This is a genomic window from Cupriavidus sp. GW822-FHT02D05 (assembly GCF_058802485.1).
On record NZ_JBXAOE010000043.1, the window covers coordinates 19,304 to 36,330 of the forward strand.

At 65.9% G+C, this 17,027-nt stretch carries 15 protein-coding genes; 4 read left to right on the plus strand and 11 right to left on the minus strand.

Annotated elements, in window-relative coordinates; all coding sequences use genetic code 11:
* Positions 1-257: 257 nt before the first annotated feature.
* From dnaG to AC1RQK_RS36570, 4 genes are all read right to left on the minus strand, one after another.
* A complete protein-coding gene (gene dnaG / locus AC1RQK_RS36555) occupies positions 258-2,072 on the minus strand; it encodes a DNA primase (protein ID WP_150984193.1) in 1,815 nt (604 codons plus the stop codon).
* A gap of 225 nt (positions 2,073-2,297) precedes the next feature.
* Positions 2,298-2,747 carry a GatB/YqeY domain-containing protein gene (locus tag AC1RQK_RS36560; protein WP_492374005.1) on the minus strand — a complete coding sequence of 150 codons (450 nt, stop codon included), beginning with the start codon at positions 2,745-2,747 and terminating at the stop codon, positions 2,298-2,300.
* A 140-nt stretch (positions 2,748-2,887) separates the two neighbouring features.
* Positions 2,888-3,100, minus strand: coding sequence for a 30S ribosomal protein S21 (gene rpsU / locus AC1RQK_RS36565; protein ID WP_043348281.1), 213 nt, complete (start codon positions 3,098-3,100; stop codon positions 2,888-2,890).
* 110 nt (positions 3,101-3,210) lie between these two features.
* Positions 3,211-4,485, minus strand: a complete 1,275-nt coding sequence (locus AC1RQK_RS36570; RefSeq protein WP_492814285.1) for a BaiN/RdsA family NAD(P)/FAD-dependent oxidoreductase — start codon at positions 4,483-4,485, stop codon at positions 3,211-3,213.
* 183 nt (positions 4,486-4,668) lie between these two features.
* Between AC1RQK_RS36570 and tsaD the strand changes: the two genes are divergently transcribed.
* A complete protein-coding gene (gene tsaD, locus AC1RQK_RS36575; protein WP_492814287.1) occupies positions 4,669-5,709 on the plus strand; it encodes a tRNA (adenosine(37)-N6)-threonylcarbamoyltransferase complex transferase subunit TsaD in 1,041 nt (346 codons plus the stop codon).
* A gap of 66 nt (positions 5,710-5,775) precedes the next feature.
* Here tsaD and folE2 read toward each other — a convergent pair whose 3' ends face one another.
* The 4 genes from folE2 to AC1RQK_RS36595 all read right to left on the minus strand — a co-directional run bounded on the left by folE2 (position 5,776) and on the right by AC1RQK_RS36595 (position 10,005).
* On the minus strand, positions 5,776-6,579 hold the full coding sequence (folE2, locus tag AC1RQK_RS36580) for a GTP cyclohydrolase FolE2 (protein ID WP_150984189.1): 804 nt from the start codon (positions 6,577-6,579) through the stop codon (positions 5,776-5,778).
* Between the two features lie 248 nt (positions 6,580-6,827).
* Positions 6,828-8,738, minus strand: a complete 1,911-nt coding sequence (gene dxs / locus AC1RQK_RS36585) for a 1-deoxy-D-xylulose-5-phosphate synthase (RefSeq protein ID WP_441634475.1) — start codon at positions 8,736-8,738, stop codon at positions 6,828-6,830.
* Between the two features lie 59 nt (positions 8,739-8,797).
* Positions 8,798-9,718, minus strand: a complete 921-nt coding sequence (locus tag AC1RQK_RS36590) for a polyprenyl synthetase family protein (RefSeq protein ID WP_492814290.1) — start codon at positions 9,716-9,718, stop codon at positions 8,798-8,800.
* Positions 9,715-10,005, minus strand: coding sequence for an exodeoxyribonuclease VII small subunit (locus tag AC1RQK_RS36595; RefSeq protein WP_492814292.1), 291 nt, complete (start codon positions 10,003-10,005; stop codon positions 9,715-9,717). Before AC1RQK_RS36595 ends, AC1RQK_RS36590 begins: the two co-directional genes overlap by 4 nt.
* A 359-nt stretch (positions 10,006-10,364) precedes the next feature.
* Here AC1RQK_RS36595 and AC1RQK_RS36600 point away from each other — a divergent pair, with 359 nt between their 5' ends.
* The 3 genes from AC1RQK_RS36600 to AC1RQK_RS36610 all read left to right on the plus strand — a co-directional run bounded on the left by AC1RQK_RS36600 (position 10,365) and on the right by AC1RQK_RS36610 (position 13,592).
* Positions 10,365-11,468 carry an aromatic ring-hydroxylating oxygenase subunit alpha gene (locus AC1RQK_RS36600; protein WP_174428233.1) on the plus strand — a complete coding sequence of 368 codons (1,104 nt, stop codon included), beginning with the start codon at positions 10,365-10,367 and terminating at the stop codon, positions 11,466-11,468.
* A gap of 255 nt (positions 11,469-11,723) precedes the next feature.
* Positions 11,724-12,644, plus strand: a complete 921-nt coding sequence (locus AC1RQK_RS36605; protein WP_441634467.1) for a DMT family transporter — start codon at positions 11,724-11,726, stop codon at positions 12,642-12,644.
* A gap of 90 nt (positions 12,645-12,734) precedes the next feature.
* The gene (locus AC1RQK_RS36610) at positions 12,735-13,592 is read left to right on the plus strand and encodes a sulfurtransferase (protein ID WP_492373999.1); all 858 of its coding nucleotides are present in this window, start codon (positions 12,735-12,737) and stop codon (positions 13,590-13,592) included.
* Between the two features lie 30 nt (positions 13,593-13,622).
* On the opposite strand, the gene AC1RQK_RS36615 is transcribed toward AC1RQK_RS36610, so the two are convergent.
* From AC1RQK_RS36615 to AC1RQK_RS36625, 3 genes are all read right to left on the minus strand, one after another.
* Positions 13,623-14,456, minus strand: a complete 834-nt coding sequence (locus AC1RQK_RS36615) for a ZIP family metal transporter (protein ID WP_492374036.1) — start codon at positions 14,454-14,456, stop codon at positions 13,623-13,625.
* A gap of 193 nt (positions 14,457-14,649) precedes the next feature.
* Positions 14,650-15,522, minus strand: coding sequence for a dienelactone hydrolase family protein (locus AC1RQK_RS36620; protein WP_492373998.1), 873 nt, complete (start codon positions 15,520-15,522; stop codon positions 14,650-14,652).
* A 159-nt stretch (positions 15,523-15,681) separates the two neighbouring features.
* Positions 15,682-17,010: an NAD(P)/FAD-dependent oxidoreductase gene (locus tag AC1RQK_RS36625; RefSeq protein ID WP_492373997.1), complete on the minus strand. Its 1,329-nt coding sequence runs from the start codon at positions 17,008-17,010 to the stop codon at positions 15,682-15,684.
* Positions 17,011-17,027: the final 17 nt, after the last annotated feature.

The window sequence follows — 17,027 nt, forward strand, 5'->3', positions numbered from 1 at the left end:
TGGGGAGTTTTAGTGGAAACCTTTTCGGTTGCTTTGGCCTTTGCCATTGGCACGCTCACTTTCACCAGAAGGGGAGAGAAAGATCTCGCTATCCAAACCGGCTATTGTAGCACTAGCAATTAGCCGGCTTCCCAACAGGTGAGGTTTTCACCTGAAAAATCAAGGCTTAAGCGTAGCCATGCCGCGCCAAGCCCTCACTTATTTGTCACCACCCACCTTGCCCGACCTACCGGACGGTCAACCCGATTCAACCCAATTCAACCCAACTGCCGCCGGCGATTGATCTCGCTGACCAGCCATCGCATGCGGCTCTTGCCTTGCTCATCCGCAGTGCCCATGATCACCGACTGCTGGAGCATGTCGAGCTCGCGGCGCAACGGCCCCGCCAGCAGCTTGGCGATGGCGGTATCGAACTCCTGCTCGGCAGGTTCCTCATCGATCTCTTCACGCAGTACCGCGGCGCGCACATTGGCGTAGACCTCGGCGTACGGCGACTGTGCGAGATGCTCGCTAAAGGCCGCGAAGTTCACCTCGCCCTGCAACTCGTCGCACGCGGACACCAGGTGCGCCAGCACTTCGGCGTCGGCCTGCTCGTCTTCCAGCAGCAGTGCCCGGCTATCGGCGTCGAGCCGGCTCGACAGCTGCGGGTAGCGCATCAGCAACTGCAGCACCCGCTGCTCCAGCCCGGTGGGGGCCTGGCGCTTGGTGCGCGGCCGCGGCTGGGCAAAGCGTCCGACCCGCGCCGGGTCGCTCGCCAGCCCGCAGACGGCTTCGATTTCGGCCGGCGTGGTGCCGGTGGCATCGGCAAGCTCGCGCACGATCTGCAACCGCAGGCCGCCTGCAGGCATGGACTGCAGCAGCGGCTTGGCCTCGTACTGGGCGCGGGCGCGCCCCTCGGCCTGGCGCAGCTCCTGCCCCTCCGACACCACCTGCAGCAGGAAGCGCGACAGCGGCATGGCATCGCGCACCTGCGCGGCAAACGCGTCGGTGCCCTGCTCGCGCACATAGCTGTCCGGGTCGTGCTCGGCGGGCAGGAACAGGAAGCGGATGGTCTTGTTGTCCGCCACGTACGGCAGGCAGGCCTCCAGGGCCCGGCGCGCCGCGCGGCGCCCGGCCGCGTCGCCGTCAAACGAGAACACCACGGCATCGGTCTGGCGCAACAGCTTTTGCACATGCACTGCCGTGCAGGCCGTGCCCAGCGTGGCCACGGCGTTGGCAAAGCCCAGCTGAGCCAGGGCCACCACGTCCATATAACCTTCGACCACCAAAACATAGCCGGTTTCCCGGATCGCATGGCGGGCCTCGAACAGGCCATATAGCTCGGTGCCTTTGCTGAACAGGGGCGTTTCCGGTGAATTCAGGTACTTGGGCTCGCCCTGCCCCATCACCCGCCCGCCAAAGCCGATCACCTGGCCCTTGGTGCTGCGGATGGGAAACATGATGCGGTCCCGGAAGCGATCGTAGCGCCGCGGCTTGCCGTCGGCGTCGCGCTTCTCGGCGCTTTCGATCATCAGGCCGGCTTCCACCAGCGGCCCGGCGATCGCATCGTCGCGATAATTGCCGAACACCGACTCCAGCCCCTGCCAGTCGTCCGGGGCATAGCCCAGACCAAACTGCGCCGCGATCTCGCCGGTCAGGCCGCGGCTCTTGAGGTACTGGATCGCCTGCGGCGCGCTGCGCAATTGCTTGCGGTAGAACTCGGTCGCGCGGGTCATGGCATCGGACAGCGCCAGCGAGCGCGCCTGCACTTCGGCGCGCTGGGCCGGCGGCAGCCGGTCGCGCTCCTCGGGCACGGACAGGCCGACCGATTGCGCCAACTCGCGCACAGCATCGGGGTAGGATTGCCCCGAGTATTCCATCAGGAAGCCGATGGCCGAGCCATGCGCTGCGCAACCAAAGCAGTGATAGAACTGCTTGGTCGGCGAGACCGTGAACGACGGCGACTTCTCGTTGTGAAAGGGGCAGAGCCCCATGAAGTTGGCGCCGCCCTTCTTCAACTGCACGTACTTGCCCACCACATCGACTATGTCGACACGGTTGAGCAGGTCCTGAATGAAGGATTGCGGAATCACCCGGCTTGTCGTCCTATGGCCGAACTGCCCGTGGTACCGGGCAGCGGCGATATCTGGTTCATGAAGTGCGTGACCGGCACTGCGCTTTCCGGCCTCTTAACACTACATTGTAGTGCAGACGCAACGGATTGCAGCCAGCGCCGGCGAGGGGTGCCGGGCAAAAAGTGCCTTTAGCCGTACTCCGCGGCCTCCGGCCGCCAGGTGCCAGCTGGCGGCCCGCCCCGCTCAACGCGCCGCCAGCGCGGCCTTGACCAGACCGGAGACGGCGGTCATGTCGGCACGGCCGGCCAGTTTGGCCTTGAGCACGGCCATGACCTTGCCCATGTCCTGCGGGCCGGTGGCGCCGGTTTCCGTGACCGCGGCCTGCACTTCGGCGGCCACTTCCGCATCCGACAGGGCCGCCGGCATGTAGACCTTGAGCACTTCGATTTCCGCGCTCTCCTTGTCGGCCAGGTCGGTGCGGCCGGCCTGGGTGAACTGGGAGATGGAGTCCTTGCGCTGCTTGATCAGCTTTTCGATCACGGCCTGCACGGCGGTGTCGTCGAGCTCGATGCGCTCGTCCACTTCCCGTTGCTTGATGGCAGCCAGCAGCAAGCGGATGGTGCCGAGGCGCTCGGTCTCGCGGGCACGCATGGCGGCCTTCATGTCTTCGGTTACACGGGCTTTGAGGGACATCGCATTATTCCAGGAAAGTTTGGGCGGGATGGTGCCGGGATGGTGCCGGCAGGCGCAACGCCGGCCGTCGGGCCGCCAATGCAAAAACCCGCCGGAGCCTTGCCCACAGCGGGTTTTGATGCGGAACGCGAAGGGTACGCTCAGTACATCTTCTTCGGCAGCATCAGGCTGCGGATGCGCTTGTAGTGGCGCTTTTCGGCCGCGGCCTTCTTGCGCTTGCGCTCAGCCGTCGGCTTTTCGTAAAACTCGCGAGCCCGCAATTCAGTCAGCAAGCCGTTTTTCTCGATGGTGCGCTTGAAACGACGCATGGCAACTTCAAACGGCTCGTTTTCTTTAAGGTGGATCGTGGTCATTTTGCTGAAATAAGTAGCAGCTGTTAGCGGTTTTACGAAAGCTACAAGTGTAGCACAACCGCTGTCAAGCCCGTATGGCGGTTTTTTTGCCGCCATGCTGCTTACGACACTCAGGCTGTCCCCGCCGCCATGGCCCTTGCGCTCTCTGCCACGGCCTGCCCGGCGGCCACGCCGGATGCCCACGCCCACTGAAAGTTGTACCCGCCCAGCCACCCGGTGACGTCGACCACCTCGCCGATGAAATACAGGTTGGGCACGGTGCGCGCCATCATGGTCGCCGACGACAGCGCACGCGTGTCCACGCCACCGAGTGTGACCTCCGCCTTGCGGTAGCCCTCCGTGCCTGCCGGCACCAGTTGCCAGCTGTTGAGCGCCGCGCCCAGCCGGCGCAGTGCCTTGTCCGGCATATCGTGCAGCGGCTGCGCGCCGTTCAGGCCAGCTGCCGCGCACCAGGCGTCGGCCAGACGCGCCGGCAGGCGCTCGGCGAGCAGGTTGGCCAGGTGCTTGCGGCTGCCACCCTTTTGCTCGAGCAGCCATTCACTGGCGTCGTTGCCGTCGAACAGGTCGATGGTGATCGGCGTGCCAGGGCGCCAGAAGCTGGAAATCTGCAGCACGGCCGGGCCGGACAGGCCGCGATGGGTCCACAGCAAGTCCTCGCGGAAAGCGCCGGCCGTCTTGCCGTTACCCGTCGCAATATCTACCTCCATCGACACGCCGGCCAGCGGCACGAACGGCGCCCAGCCCTGCCCGTCGAACGTCAGCGGCACCAGCGCCGGGCGCGTCTCGACAACGCCCAGCCCAAACTGGCGGGCGATGCGGTAGCCGATGTCGGTGGCGCCGATCTTCGGGATGGACAGGCCGCCCGTGGCCACCACCAGCGCGCCGGCACGCACCGGCCCGCTTGCCGTCATCAGCAGGAAATCGTCGCCCTCGCGCCTGACTTCGTCCACGCCGCAGCCGGTGCGCCAGTGCACGTTGCCCGCGCCGCATTCGGCACGCAGCATCTCGATCACCTGCTCGGCGCTGTCGTTGCAGAAGAGTTGGCCGCGGTGCTTCTCGTGCCAGTCGATCTCATGCTTGCGCATCAGCGCGAGGAAATCCTGCGGCGTGTAGCGGGCCAGCGCGGAACGACAAAAGTGCGGATTAGCCGACAAGAAATTGGCCGGCCCCGCCTGCAGGTTGGTGAAATTGCAGCGCCCGCCACCGGAGATGCGGATTTTCTCCGCCACCTTGGTGGCGTGGTCGATCAGCACCACGCTGGCGCCACCCTGCCCCGCCACAGCGGCGCACATCATGCCGGCGGCCCCGGCGCCAAGCACCGCCACGTCGAAGCGCCCTGCGCGCGCGCCGGCCCGGCCGGTCTCTGTGGTCTGCTTGCTGCCCATGTCTGTCTTGCCCAATGAATGCCTGATTAGTGCCTGCGGAAGAAGCGGCGATTGTAGCGAAAAGCATGGCCAGCGCCGCTGTGCTACCCTGCTGGCCTCATGCCCGGCTGCCGGCCCGATGGTCGTCAGCCCGCTCCAACCCCTTGATTTGCCGGCCTCGCTGATGCCGGCCTTGCCTGCCCCATGCTTGTCCTCGGCATCGAATCCTCCTGTGACGAAACCGGCCTCGCGCTCTACGACACGCAATCCGGCCTGCTCGCCCACGCCCTGCATTCGCAGATCGCCATGCACCGCGACTACGGCGGCGTCGTGCCTGAGCTCGCCTCGCGCGACCATATCCGCCGCGTGCTGCCGCTGTTGCGGCAGGTGCTCGACGAAGCCGGCCGCACCCGCGCCGACATCGATGCGATTGCCTTCACCCAAGGCCCTGGCCTGGCCGGCGCGCTGCTGGTGGGTGCATCGGTGGCCAACGCCCTGGGCTTCGCACTGAACGTGCCGATGCTGGGCGTGCACCATCTCGAAGGCCACCTGCTGTCGCCGCTGCTGACACCCAATCCGCCGCCATTCCCGTTCGTTGCCTTGCTGGTTTCGGGCGGGCACACGCAGCTGATGGAAGTGCGCGGCATCGGCGATTACGCCTTGCTGGGCGAGACCCTGGACGATGCCGCCGGCGAAGCGTTCGACAAGACCGCCAAGCTGCTCGGCCTGAGCTACCCGGGCGGCCCCGAAGTCTCGCGGCTGGCCGAGTTCGGCGTGCCCGGCACGTACGCCCTGCCGCGTCCGATGCTGCATTCGGGCACCCTCGATTTCTCCTTCGCCGGCCTGAAAACCGCCGTGCTCACGCAAACCCGCAAGCTGGGCAATGTGTGCGAGCAGGACCGGGCCAACCTGGCACGCTCCTTTGTCGATGCCATCGTCGACGTGCTGGCCGCCAAGTCGATGGCCGCCCTCAAGCAGACCGGGCACCGGCGCCTGGTGGTGGCCGGCGGCGTGGGCGCCAACCGGCAGCTGCGCGAGCGGCTGAACCAGCTTGGCGCGCAGAAGAAGATCGAGGTCTACTATCCGGACCTGGCCTTCTGCACGGACAACGGCGCCATGATCGCCTTCGCTGGCGCCATGCGGCTGCAAGCCGCGCCGGAGCTGGCCAAGCGCGACTACGGCTACGGCGTGACGCCGCGCTGGGAGCTGTCGGACATCCGGCTGCCGGAGCGCCCCGCCGCCTGAAGCGAGCGCCTCGATGCAGTAAAAAAGCCACCTCGCGATGGCTTTTTTTACTGAGGCACGGCGGGCTTACTGCGCGCGCTTGTCGCGCTCGATCACGGCGTAGGCGCTGTGATTGTGGATGGACTCGAAGTTCTCGGCCTCCAGCACATAGGCCACGATGCGATCGTCCGCATTCAGGCGCATGGCGATATCGCGCACCAGGTCCTCGACGAACTTGGGGTTCTCGTAAGCGCGCTCGGTGACAAATTTCTCGTCCGGGCGCTTGAGCAGGCCCCACAACTCGCACGAGGCTTCTTCCTCGGCCATGCGCACCAGCGCCTCGACCGGCAGGTCGGCCGCCAGTTCGACGTTCATGGTGATGTGCGAGCGCTGGTTGTGCGCGCCGTACTGCGAGATCTTCTTCGAGCACGGGCACAGGCTGGTGACCGGAACCAGGGCTTTCAGGAAGACCTTGGTGGCGCCGTTGCGCACTTCGCCGATCAGCGTGACTTCATAGTCCATCAACGATTGCACGCCGGATACCGGCGCGGTCTTGTTGATGAAATACGGGAAGGTCACTTCGATGCGGCCAGCCTCGGCTTCCAGCTTGACCAGCATCTTGTCGAGCAGCGTGCGGAAGCTCGCCAGTTCCAGCGGCTCGCGCTCTTCTTCCAGCAACGCGACGAAACGCGACATGTGCGTGCCCTTCTGGTCGGCAGGCAGGTGCACATCGAGATTGAAGGTGCCGACGGTGGCCAGTACGCCAGCCGGCGTCTTCAGCGACAGGGGGTAACGCACGCCCTTCACGCCAACCCGCTGGATGGGGATCTGGCGGGTATCGAGGCTCGACTGCACGTCGGGCATCACAAAGGCGGGATTGATGTCATTCATATCGATCAGGTTTCCTCTACGGTCGCGGCATTTTTCGCAGTCAACCTTGCCGCGCAACGAGTGTGAAACCGCGGGGATGGCAAAGCCGATGGCTTCCCGCAGCTGCGAACACAGAACCTGGGATTCTAAGGGAATTTGCCTTTGACTGCCCACGAGCGGGGCGATACCCGTACGGGATGCACGGGTGATGGCATCAGGAAACCATCAGGAAAACCGGCGCGCCCGCAAGCTGCGGGCGCGCCGTTGGCTCAGGCCGCGCGGGTGGCGACGGCAGGCTGGGCCAGGTTGAAGCGCTCACGCACCGATTGCTCGATGCCCTTGGCGTCCAGCCCGCACTGCGACAACAGGAAGGCCGGGTCGCCATGATCGACGAAGCGGTCGGGCAGGCCGAGCTGCAGCACCGGCATGGCGATGCCGGCGGCGGCCAGCGCTTCGAGCACCGCGCTGCCAGCGCCGCCCATCACGCAGCCTTCTTCGACGGTGACGAGGTAGTCATGCTCGCTCGCGAGCTTCTTCACCAGCGCCTCGTCAAGCGGCTTGACGAAGCGCATGTTGGCCACCGAGGCGTCGAGCGCCTCGGCCGCGCCCAGCGCCGGATGCAGCATCGAGCCGAACGCCAGGAAAGCCACGCGCTGGCCGGCGCGCGCCCCGCCCGTGCGGCGCATCTCGCCCTTGCCCACCGGCAGCGCGGTGAGCGCGGCCTCGGTCGCCACGCCCGTGCCGGCGCCGCGCGGGTAACGCACGGCGGTCGGGCAATCCTGCTGGTACGCGGTGGTCAGCAGCTGGCGGCATTCGTTCTCGTCGGCCGGCGTCATCACCATCATGTTGGGGATGCAACGCAGGAACGCGATATCGTAGGCACCCGCATGGGTAGCGCCGTCGGCGCCGACCAGGCCGGCGCGGTCGAGTGCGAACACCACCGGCAGATTCTGCAGCGCCACGTCGTGGATCAGCTGGTCATAGCCGCGCTGCAGGAACGTGGAGTAGATCGCCAGCACGGGCTTGAGGCCTTCACAGGCCAGCCCGCCGGCGAACGTCACGGCATGCTGCTCCGCGATGCCCACGTCGTAGTAGCGGCTGGGGAAGCGCTTCTCGAACTCGACCATGCCGGAGCCTTCGCGCATGGCCGGCGTCACCGCCACCAGCTTGGGATCGGCGGCGGCCATGTCGCACAGCCATTCGCCGAACACCTGCGTGTAGGTCTTGCGGGCGGGCTTGGTCGACGGGCGGATGCCTTCGGCCGGGTTGAACTTGCCGGGGCCGTGGTACAGGATCGGGTCGGCCTCGGCCAGCTTGTAGCCCTGGCCCTTCTTGGTGACCACGTGCAGGAACTGCGGGCCGCCGCCTTCGAGGGCGCGCTGGCGGATGTTCTGCAGCGTCGGCACCAGCGATTCGAGATCATGGCCGTCGATCGGGCCGATGTAGTTGAAGCCGAATTCCTCGAACAGCGTCGCCGGCACCATCATGCCCTTGGCATGTTCCTCGAAGCGCTTGGCGAACTCGAGCACCGGCGGGGCCACTGACAGCACGCGTTCAATGCCCTTCTTGGTGGCCGCGTAGAACTTGCCGCTCATCAACCGCGCGAGGTGGCTGTTGAGCGCGCCCACCGGCGGCGAGATCGACATGTCGTTGTCGTTGAGCACCACCAGCAGCGGCAGGTCCTTGTAGACACCGGCGTTGTTCATGGCCTCGAAGGCCATGCCGGCGGTCATCGCGCCGTCGCCGATCACGGCGATGGAAACGCGCTTCTCGCCCAGCGTGCGCGCACCCAGCGCCATGCCCAGCGCAGCCGAGATGGAGGTGGACGAATGCGCGGTGCCGAAGGTGTCGTACTCGCTTTCCGAGCGGCGCGGGAAGCCCGAGATGCCGCCCCACTGGCGCAGCGAATGCATGCGGTCGCGGCGACCGGTCAGGATCTTGTGCGGATAGCTTTGGTGCCCCACGTCCCAGACGACGCGGTCGTCCGGTGTATTGAACACATAGTGCAGGGCAATGGTCAGCTCGACCGTGCCCAGGTTGGACGACAGGTGGCCGCCGGTTTGCGACACCGATTCGAGCACGTAGGCGCGGAGTTCGTCGGCCAGCGTCTTGAGCTGGCGGCGGTCCAGCCTGCGAAGGGCTGCGGGGTCGTCAATAGTTTTGAGCAGTGCGTAGGTCATGATGTCCGTTCGGCGGCCGGATTCTTGTGCCCGGTTGTCAGTTTTTCCTGCGTATCCATTCAATTCGAGCGCAGCACGATAAGATCGGCCAGTTCGCCCAGGCGTCGGGCGCGCGCGCCGAACACCGCCAACGCTTCATGCGCCGTGGCCCGAAGCTGCTCCGCCAGCTGGCGTGCAGGTTCGAGCCCCATCAGCGACACGTAGGTCGGCTTGTCGTTTGCCGCGTCCTTGCCGGCGGTCTTGCCCAGCGTGGCGGTATCCGCGGTCACGTCGAGGATATCGTCCACCACCTGGAACGCCAGGCCCACGGCTGCGGCGTAGCGGTCAAGCGCGGCCAGGCCGGCTTCGTCCACGGCACCGCAGTAAGCGCCCATGCGCACGCTGGCGCGCAGCAACGCACCGGTCTTCATGCGGTGCATGCCCTCCAGTTCTTCCAGCGACATGGCCAGGCCGACATGCTGCAGGTCGATCGCCTGCCCGCCTGCCATGCCCACCGAGCCGGATGCCCGGGCCAGTTCCGCTACCAGGCGCAGGCGCGCGGCGGCGTCGAGCGAGGTCAGCAAGGCCGATTCGGCCAGCACCACGAAGGCCTGGGTCTGCAGCGCGTCGCCTACCAGCAGCGCCGTCGCTTCATCATAGGCCTTGTGCACGGTGGGACGGCCACGACGCAAATCGTCATCGTCCATGCAGGGCATATCGTCATGCACCAGCGAGTACGCGTGGATCATCTCCACCGCGCTGGCTGCCGCGTCGCAGGCCTCGGGTGCGGCGCCCGCTACTTCACCGGCCGCGTGCACCAGCAAGGGGCGAACCCGCTTGCCACCGCCGAGCACAGCATACCGCATGGCTTCGTGCAGCGTGCAAGGCACTGTCTCCACAGCCGGCAGCCCGGCGTCGAGCGCGGCCTCGGTCCTGGCGCCCGTGGCGCGCATCCACCCGGCGAAATCGCCGGCTTCGGTAGCTTGTTGCGATTCACTCATTCCAGGTCTCCAGCATCGGCGGCCATGGGCTTGAGCACATCGCCGTCCAGCACTTTAACCTGTTGTTCCACGCGTTCGAGCATCTGCTGGCAGTACCTGACCAGTTCGGCCCCGCGCTTGTACGCGGCCAAAGAATCTTCCAGCGGCAAGGCGCCGCCCTCCATGCTGGCTACCAGCGCCTCCAGTTCGGCCATGGCGGCCTCGTAGGAGGCGGGCGGCGCGGAGGCGGACCGCTGGTCGGTCGCGGCCGGATCGGTCTGGGCCGGGGAGCTCGTAGTCTTTGGCATTGCGGACATTGAATCTGGGGAAGCTGGGATTTTACGCCAAAGCGGGGCATTGCCCGCATCCCATGCAACAGGGGGCATCGACATGCGTTGCCGGAAAGTGACTTGTGCGCTTGGGTCGTCTTTCCGAATGCGCCCCGAACGACACCTCCATGACGACCCGGGTCGACTTTTTCGCTAAAAAGGCTAAATAATCAGTCCCTTAACTTTTTCGCTCGGGTACAATCCGCGGTTCGTCAGCGCGATCTCCATCTTTCGACCCGGAAGCGGGCCACGGCGCGGCTGACTGTCTTTCCCAAATCGATTTCTTTTTCGATGGTTGGGTTGTTCACTGCTTTCGCCTGTCATAGGGAGTGGGGATAATGTCCAATCTCAGCACCGCGCTGAAACTGGTGCCGGCTGATACGCAGTTGCCCGTGAACGTCTACATCGACGAGGCACTGCATCAACAAGAACTGGAACTGCTGTTCAAGAAGGGCCCGGGCTATGTCGGCCACGAACTGATGATCCCCGAAACGGGCGATTTTCAGGCGCTGGCCGCCGAGGACGAGGGCCGCATCCTGGTACGGAATGCCGACGGGATCGAGCTCATGTCCAATGTCTGCCGCCATCGGCAGGCCATCATGCTCAATGGCCGCGGCAATGCGAAGAACATTGTCTGCCCCTTGCACCGCTGGACCTACGACCTGAAGGGCGAACTGCTCGGCGCGCCGCATTTCGCCGAGCGTCCGTGCGTCCACCTGAACCGCTCGCCGCTACAGAATTGGAACGGCCTGCTGTTCGAGGGGCAGCGCGACGTTCGCGCCGACCTGGCCCGCCTGGGCGTGGCCGAAGACCTGAACTTCGAAGGCTACCTGCTCGACCACGTCGAGATCCACGAGTGCAACTACAACTGGAAGACCTTTATCGAGGTCTATCTGGAGGACTACCACGTCGTGCCGTTCCACCCGGGCCTCGGGAGCTTTGTCTCCTGCGACGACCTGAGCTGGGAGTTCGGCGACTGGCACAGCGTCCAGACGGTCGGGTTGCACGCGGGCCTGAAGCGCCCGGGCAGCCCTACGTACCAGAAATGGCATGAGGCCGTGCTGCGCTTCAACAACGGCGTGCTGCCCAAGTACGGCGCGATCTGGCTCACCTACTACCCCAACATCATGGTGGAGTGGTATCCGAACGTGCTGGTGGTCTCTACCCTGCACCCGCTCGGGCCGAACAAGACGCGCAACGTCGTGGAGTTCTACTACCCCGAGGAAATCGCGCTGTTCGAGCGCGAGTTCGTCGAGGCCGAGCGCGCCGCTTACATGGAAACCTGCGTCGAGGACGACGAGATCGCAGAGCGCATGGATGCCGGGCGCCGGGCGCTGGCCAAACGCGGCGTCAGTGAGACGGGCCCATACCAGTCGCCCATGGAAGACGGTATGCAGCACTTTCATGAATGGTATCGCCGCGCCATGTCCTTCACGGACTGACCCGCCAGCCAAGTCCCAGCGAGCCGCGGCATCGACAGCGCAGCGCAGACGCAAGCAAAACGGACCGCCCATGCGGTCCGTTTTGCCTTTGGTGCGGTGCACACTCGCTGATACAATCGCCGCTTCCGGTGTGCGTCCGGCGTCTCGCCGCCTGCCCTGCCGGCCATTCGCCCCATGCGGAGCCTTTCGCGATTCGGATCCCCGCCCCCGCCAGGACCCGCTTCGCGCGCTGTCCATTCTTCCTTTCGCCCCACCATGCAATCGCTCTGGATGCTGTTCGCCGCCTTCGCCTTCTCTTTAATGGGGGTGGGCGTCAAGCTGGCATCCGAGATCTATGCCACGGGCGAGATCGTGTTCTACCGCAGCCTGATCGGCGTGATCATCATGTGGACGGTGCTGGCTTCGTCGGGCACCTCGGTGCGTACGCCGCACATGGCCATGCATATCAAGCGCAGCTTGTTCGGCGTGACCGCCCTGCTGCTGTGGTTCACCTCGATCACCATGCTGCCGCTGGCCACGGCGATGACCCTGAATTACATGTCGCCGGTCTGGATCGCGCTGATCCTGGGCGCCGGCGCAGCCTTGACCGGCACCGGCGGCGCGGACCGCAAGCTGATCGGCGCCATCCTGATGTCGTTCGGCGGCGTAATCTGCCTGTTGCAGCCTTCCGTCGGCCATAACCAGCTCACCGGCGGCCTGATCGGCCTGATCTCCGGCATGTTCACCGCGCTGGCCTATGTCGAGGTGCGCCAGCTCGGCCAGCTGGGCGAGCCCGAAGGCCGCATCGTGTTCTATTTCTCGGCAGTCGGGATGGTGGTCGGCCTGGCCTGGATGCTGTACACCGGCCCGAGCACCCACACCTGGCGCGGCGCGGGCCTGCTGCTGGCGATCGGCATCCTGGCCACGCTCGGCCAGACCGCGATGACGCGCGCCTACAAACGCGGCAACACGCTGCTCACCGCCAACCTGCAATACGCCGGCATCGTGTTCTCCAGCCTATGGGGCATGATTGTCTGGCGCGACCAGCTCAACTGGCTGTCCTGGGTCGGCATGGCGCTGATCATCGCCAGCGGCATCGCCACCACGCTGACCCGGGCGCGCGAAGGCTCCAACCGGCAGCCAACCGCCGATACCCCGGTCAAGTCGGCCGAGGCGGAAGTGCACCCCGAGGTGTAGCATCGGGGGTGGCGGACCGTGCTCACCCCGCCCTCTCACCGCGCCTGCCCGTGCCGTTGCGGCGCAACGATCCCAACCCAAGGTTACGCCATGTTCACCACCCTGATCTCCAGCCAGGACCTGCGCGCGCTGCGCGAAGACGGCAGCCGCCACAGCGTCGTGATCGACTGCAGTTTCGACCTGGCCAACCCGGCCGCCGGACGCGAGGCCTATCACGTAGGCCACCTGCCCGGCGCCTTCTACCTGCACCTGGACAACGAACTGTCCGGCGAGAAAACCGGCACCAACGGCCGGCACCCGTTGCCGGACCCGAACACGCTGACCGCGCGCCTGCGCGTGCTGGGCGTTAGCGAAGACACCCAGCTCATTGCCTACGACGCGCAGGGCGGCATGTACGCGGCGCGCGCCTGGTGGCTGCTGCGCTGGCTGGGCCACGGCGCCGTGGCCGTGCTGGATGGCGGCAAGAATGCGTGGGTGGCGGCGGGCCTGCCGCTCGAGGCAGGCAACACGCCGGAGCCCGAAACCCCGGGCAACCTGACGCGCAAGGCGGCGCTGGTGGCCACGGTGGACGCCGACGCCGTGCTGGCGAACCTGGCAAACCCCGCCCGGCTGGTGGTGGACGCCCGTGCGGCAGACCGCTTCCGTGGCGAGAATGAAACGCTGGACCCCGTGGGTGGGCATATCCCGGGCGCGGCCAACCGCTTCTTCAAGGACAACCTGGGAGAAAACGGCAGTTTCAAGCCGGCTAGCGCGTTGCGCCAGGAGTTCGGGCAAGTGCTGGGCAGCAAGCCGGCCAGCGAGGCGATCATGCAGTGCGGCTCGGGCGTGACCGCCTGCCACAACCTGCTGGCACTGGAAGTAGCCGGCATGCCGGGCGCCGCGCTCTATCCGGGCTCGTGGAGCGAGTGGTGCGCCGACCCGGCGCGGCCAGTAGCAAGCGGGGCCTGATGGCGAGCGGCGCAAGCCGCCAGGGCCAGCTTACCTGGCGGCAGCCGCCACGCCATGTGCATGGCCATGACCATGGTCATGCGCTTCGTGCACGCCATTGGTGATGAAGAAGATGGCGCAGATCCCGGTGGCGACCAGCACGACCTGGATGATCGATTCGCGCCAGCGCGGCTTGCGCTGCATCTGCGGCATCAGGTCGCTTACGGCGATATAGACGAAGCTGCTTGAAGCAATCACCAGCACGTAGGGAATCCAGCCGCTCATCTGGTCGAGCAGGTAATACCCCACCACGCCGCCAGCGATCGCCGCCAGGCTGGACAGCAGGTTAAAGGCAAAGGCGCGCGCCTTCGAGAACCCGGCGTTGAGCAGCACGATGAAATCGCCCACCTCCTGCGGGATCTCGTGCGCGGCGATGGCCAGCGCGGTGACCAGGCCAATATGCGGATCCGCCAGGAAGGCCGCGGCGATCACGATGCCGTCGGCGAAATTGTGGAAGGTGTCGCCCACCAGGATGGTCATGCCGCTACGGCCGGCTTCCTCTCGGTCATGGCCGTGGTGATGGTGGTGCCCATCGCCCTCGTGATGATGCGAGTGGCGCAGCAGCGCGACTTTTTCCAGCAGGAAGAAGCCGAGCAGGCCGGCCAGCAAGGTACCGAACAAGGCACGCGGATCGGCGCCGGACTCGAACGCCTCGGGCAGGGAATGCAGCAGCGCCGTGGCCAGCAGCACCCCCACCGAGAAACTCACCATGCGCTCGACCACGCGGGAAGCCACGGTCAGCGACAACAGCGCCGCGCCAAAGATACTGCCCACCCCCGAGATGGTGGCTGCAAGCAGGATGTAGACAAGCGTGGAATCGATGATGGGCTCCCGGGATCGGCTTTTCCGTTCTTAGGGAGCAGCATCGATCTCAAACGCAACACGGTTGCAAGAAACGAAGCCCGCATTGTACGTAGGTTGCAGCCGATTTTGCAAATCCCGTGGCACAAGCCGCTCCTGGCTACGGGCGCGACAGCGCCGCACCCTGCTGCAAATGCGCACCAGGGCGTGCCGCGCCTCAAACCCCGTGCTGCTTGAACCAGGCCAGGCAACGCTGCCAGCCGTCCTTGGCATCCGCTTCCCGGTAACTCGGGCGGTAGTCCGCGTTGAAGGCATGGCCGGATTCCGGGTAGACCACGAACGTGGAAGCCTTGGCAAAGGGGTCGCTTGATGCCGCCAGCGCCGCCTTCATCTTCTCGACCTGTTCCTGCGTGATGCCGGTGTCCTTGCCGCCGTAGAGGCCCAGCACCGGCACCTTGAGCTGGCCGGCCAGGTCGATCGGGTTGCGCGGCTTGATCGGGGTCGGCTCGCCCACCAGCTGGCCATACCAGGCCACGCCTGCCTTCACCTGCTGGCTGTGCGCGGCGTACAGCCAGGTAATGCGCCCGCCCCAGCAGAAGCCGGTAATGGCCAGGCGGCTGGTGTTGCCGCCGTTGGCCTTGGCCCAGGCCGTCGCCGCGTCGAGGTCTCCCATCACTTGTTCATCAGGGACCTTGGAGATCAGCTTCGCCTGCAGTTCCTGGATGGTGCCGAAGCTGCTTGGGTCGCCCTGGCGCGCGAACAGCTCCGGCGCGATGGCGAGGTAGCCCAGCTTGGCAAAGCGCCGGCAGATGTCGGCGATGTGCTCATGTACGCCGAAGATCTCGCTCACCACCAGCACCACCGGCAGGTTGGTCTTGCCTTCCGGCTGGGCGCGGTACGCCGGCATGTTGAAGCCGCCCGAGGGAATCGTCACCTCGCCGGCGGCAAGGCCTGCGAAATCGGTCTTGATGGCCTGTGCCATCACAGGCAAGGCTGCTGCGGCAAAGGCCGAACCCAGCGCCGTCTTGACGAACGCGCGGCGGTCATAGGACTGGCTGGGTACGAGGCTGTCGACTTCTGGCTTCAGCATGCGGTCTCCTGTCTGACATGGATGGCGAATCTGGATGGACAACGCACGGCGCGGCACCGCCGCCGTGGCGAGATCCGATTCTAAGCAAACATGGAGTCCAGCGCACGCGGCCGGCAAGCGGGGCGATTCGCAGTGCGATTCGCCCTGCGCCGGCGCGTGTCAGTGCAGCTTGACGCGCGGGCTGGTCTTGCTGCGCAGCCAGTGGGTCACGGTATCCAGCCCCATGCCCACGGCGCCGTGCAACGCCATGACGTGCATGCGGTACAGGGAGCTGTACATCACGCGCGCCATCAACCCTTCGATAAACATGGAGCCGCCGATCAGGCCGCCCATCAGGCTGCCGACCGCGCTGAAATGCCCCAGCGACACCAGCGAGCCCAGGTCCTTGAACCCAAAAGACGGCAGCGGCTTGCCGTCCAGGCGCGCGCGCAGCGCGCCGTAGAGGAACGTGGCCTGCTGGTGCGCGGCCTGGGCGCGCGGCGGCACGGCGCCCTGCTTCTCGGGCCAGGGGCAGCTGGCGCAGTCGCCAAAGGCAAAGATATCGGGATCGATCTCGCTTTGCAGCGTGGGCTTGACGATGATCTGGCCCATGCGGCTGACCGGCAGGCCCAGGGTGGAAAGCACCGCCGGCGCGGTAATGCCGGCGGCCCACACCGTCAGGTCGGCGTCGATGCGCTTGCCGCTGGCGGTCAGCACCGCATCCTCGGTGACTTCGGTCACGCGCTCGGCGGTGAGGACTTCGATATCGAGCTTGTGCAGCAGCTTGGTGGTTTCGGTGGACACGCGCTCGGACAGCGCGGGCAGGATGCGCGGGCCGGCCTCGACCACGTGGATGCGCACATCGCGGCGCGGATCAAGCTGATGCAGCCCATAGGCGCTGAGCACGTGCGCGGTATTACGCAACTCGGCAGAGAGCTCGACACCGGTGGCGCCGGCACCGATGATGGCAACATCCACGCGCGGGCGGCCATCCTCGCCGATGCGCCCGCGTCCGTTCTGGGCGCGCACGCAGGCCGAGATCAGCTTGCGGCGGAAGCGCTCCGCCTGGTCCACGGTATCGAGCGCGATGGCGTTCTCGGCGGCGCCGGGCACGCCGAAGAAATGCGTGACGCAGCCAATCGCCAGCACCAGGGTGTCATAGGAAAGATCGCGTGCGGGCAAGAGCTCCGTGCCGTCGAGATCGACACAGGCCGCCACCGAGATCGTCTTGCGATCCCGGTCGATGCCGGTCAGCTCGCCTTGCTGGAATTCGAAATGATGCCAGCGGGCCTGCGCCACGTATTCGAGTTGATGGGTGTGGGGATCCATGCTGCCGGCGGCAACTTCATGCAGCAGCGGTTTCCAGATATGCGTGGGGGAGCGGTCGACCAGTACCACCTGCGCGGCCCCGCCCTTGCCGAGCTTGTCGCCCAGCCGCGTGACCAGCTCCAGCCCGCCTGCTCCTCCTCCGACTACGATGATGCGATGCGCCCTTCCCTCTGTGCTCATGATCTACCCAGTGTCGT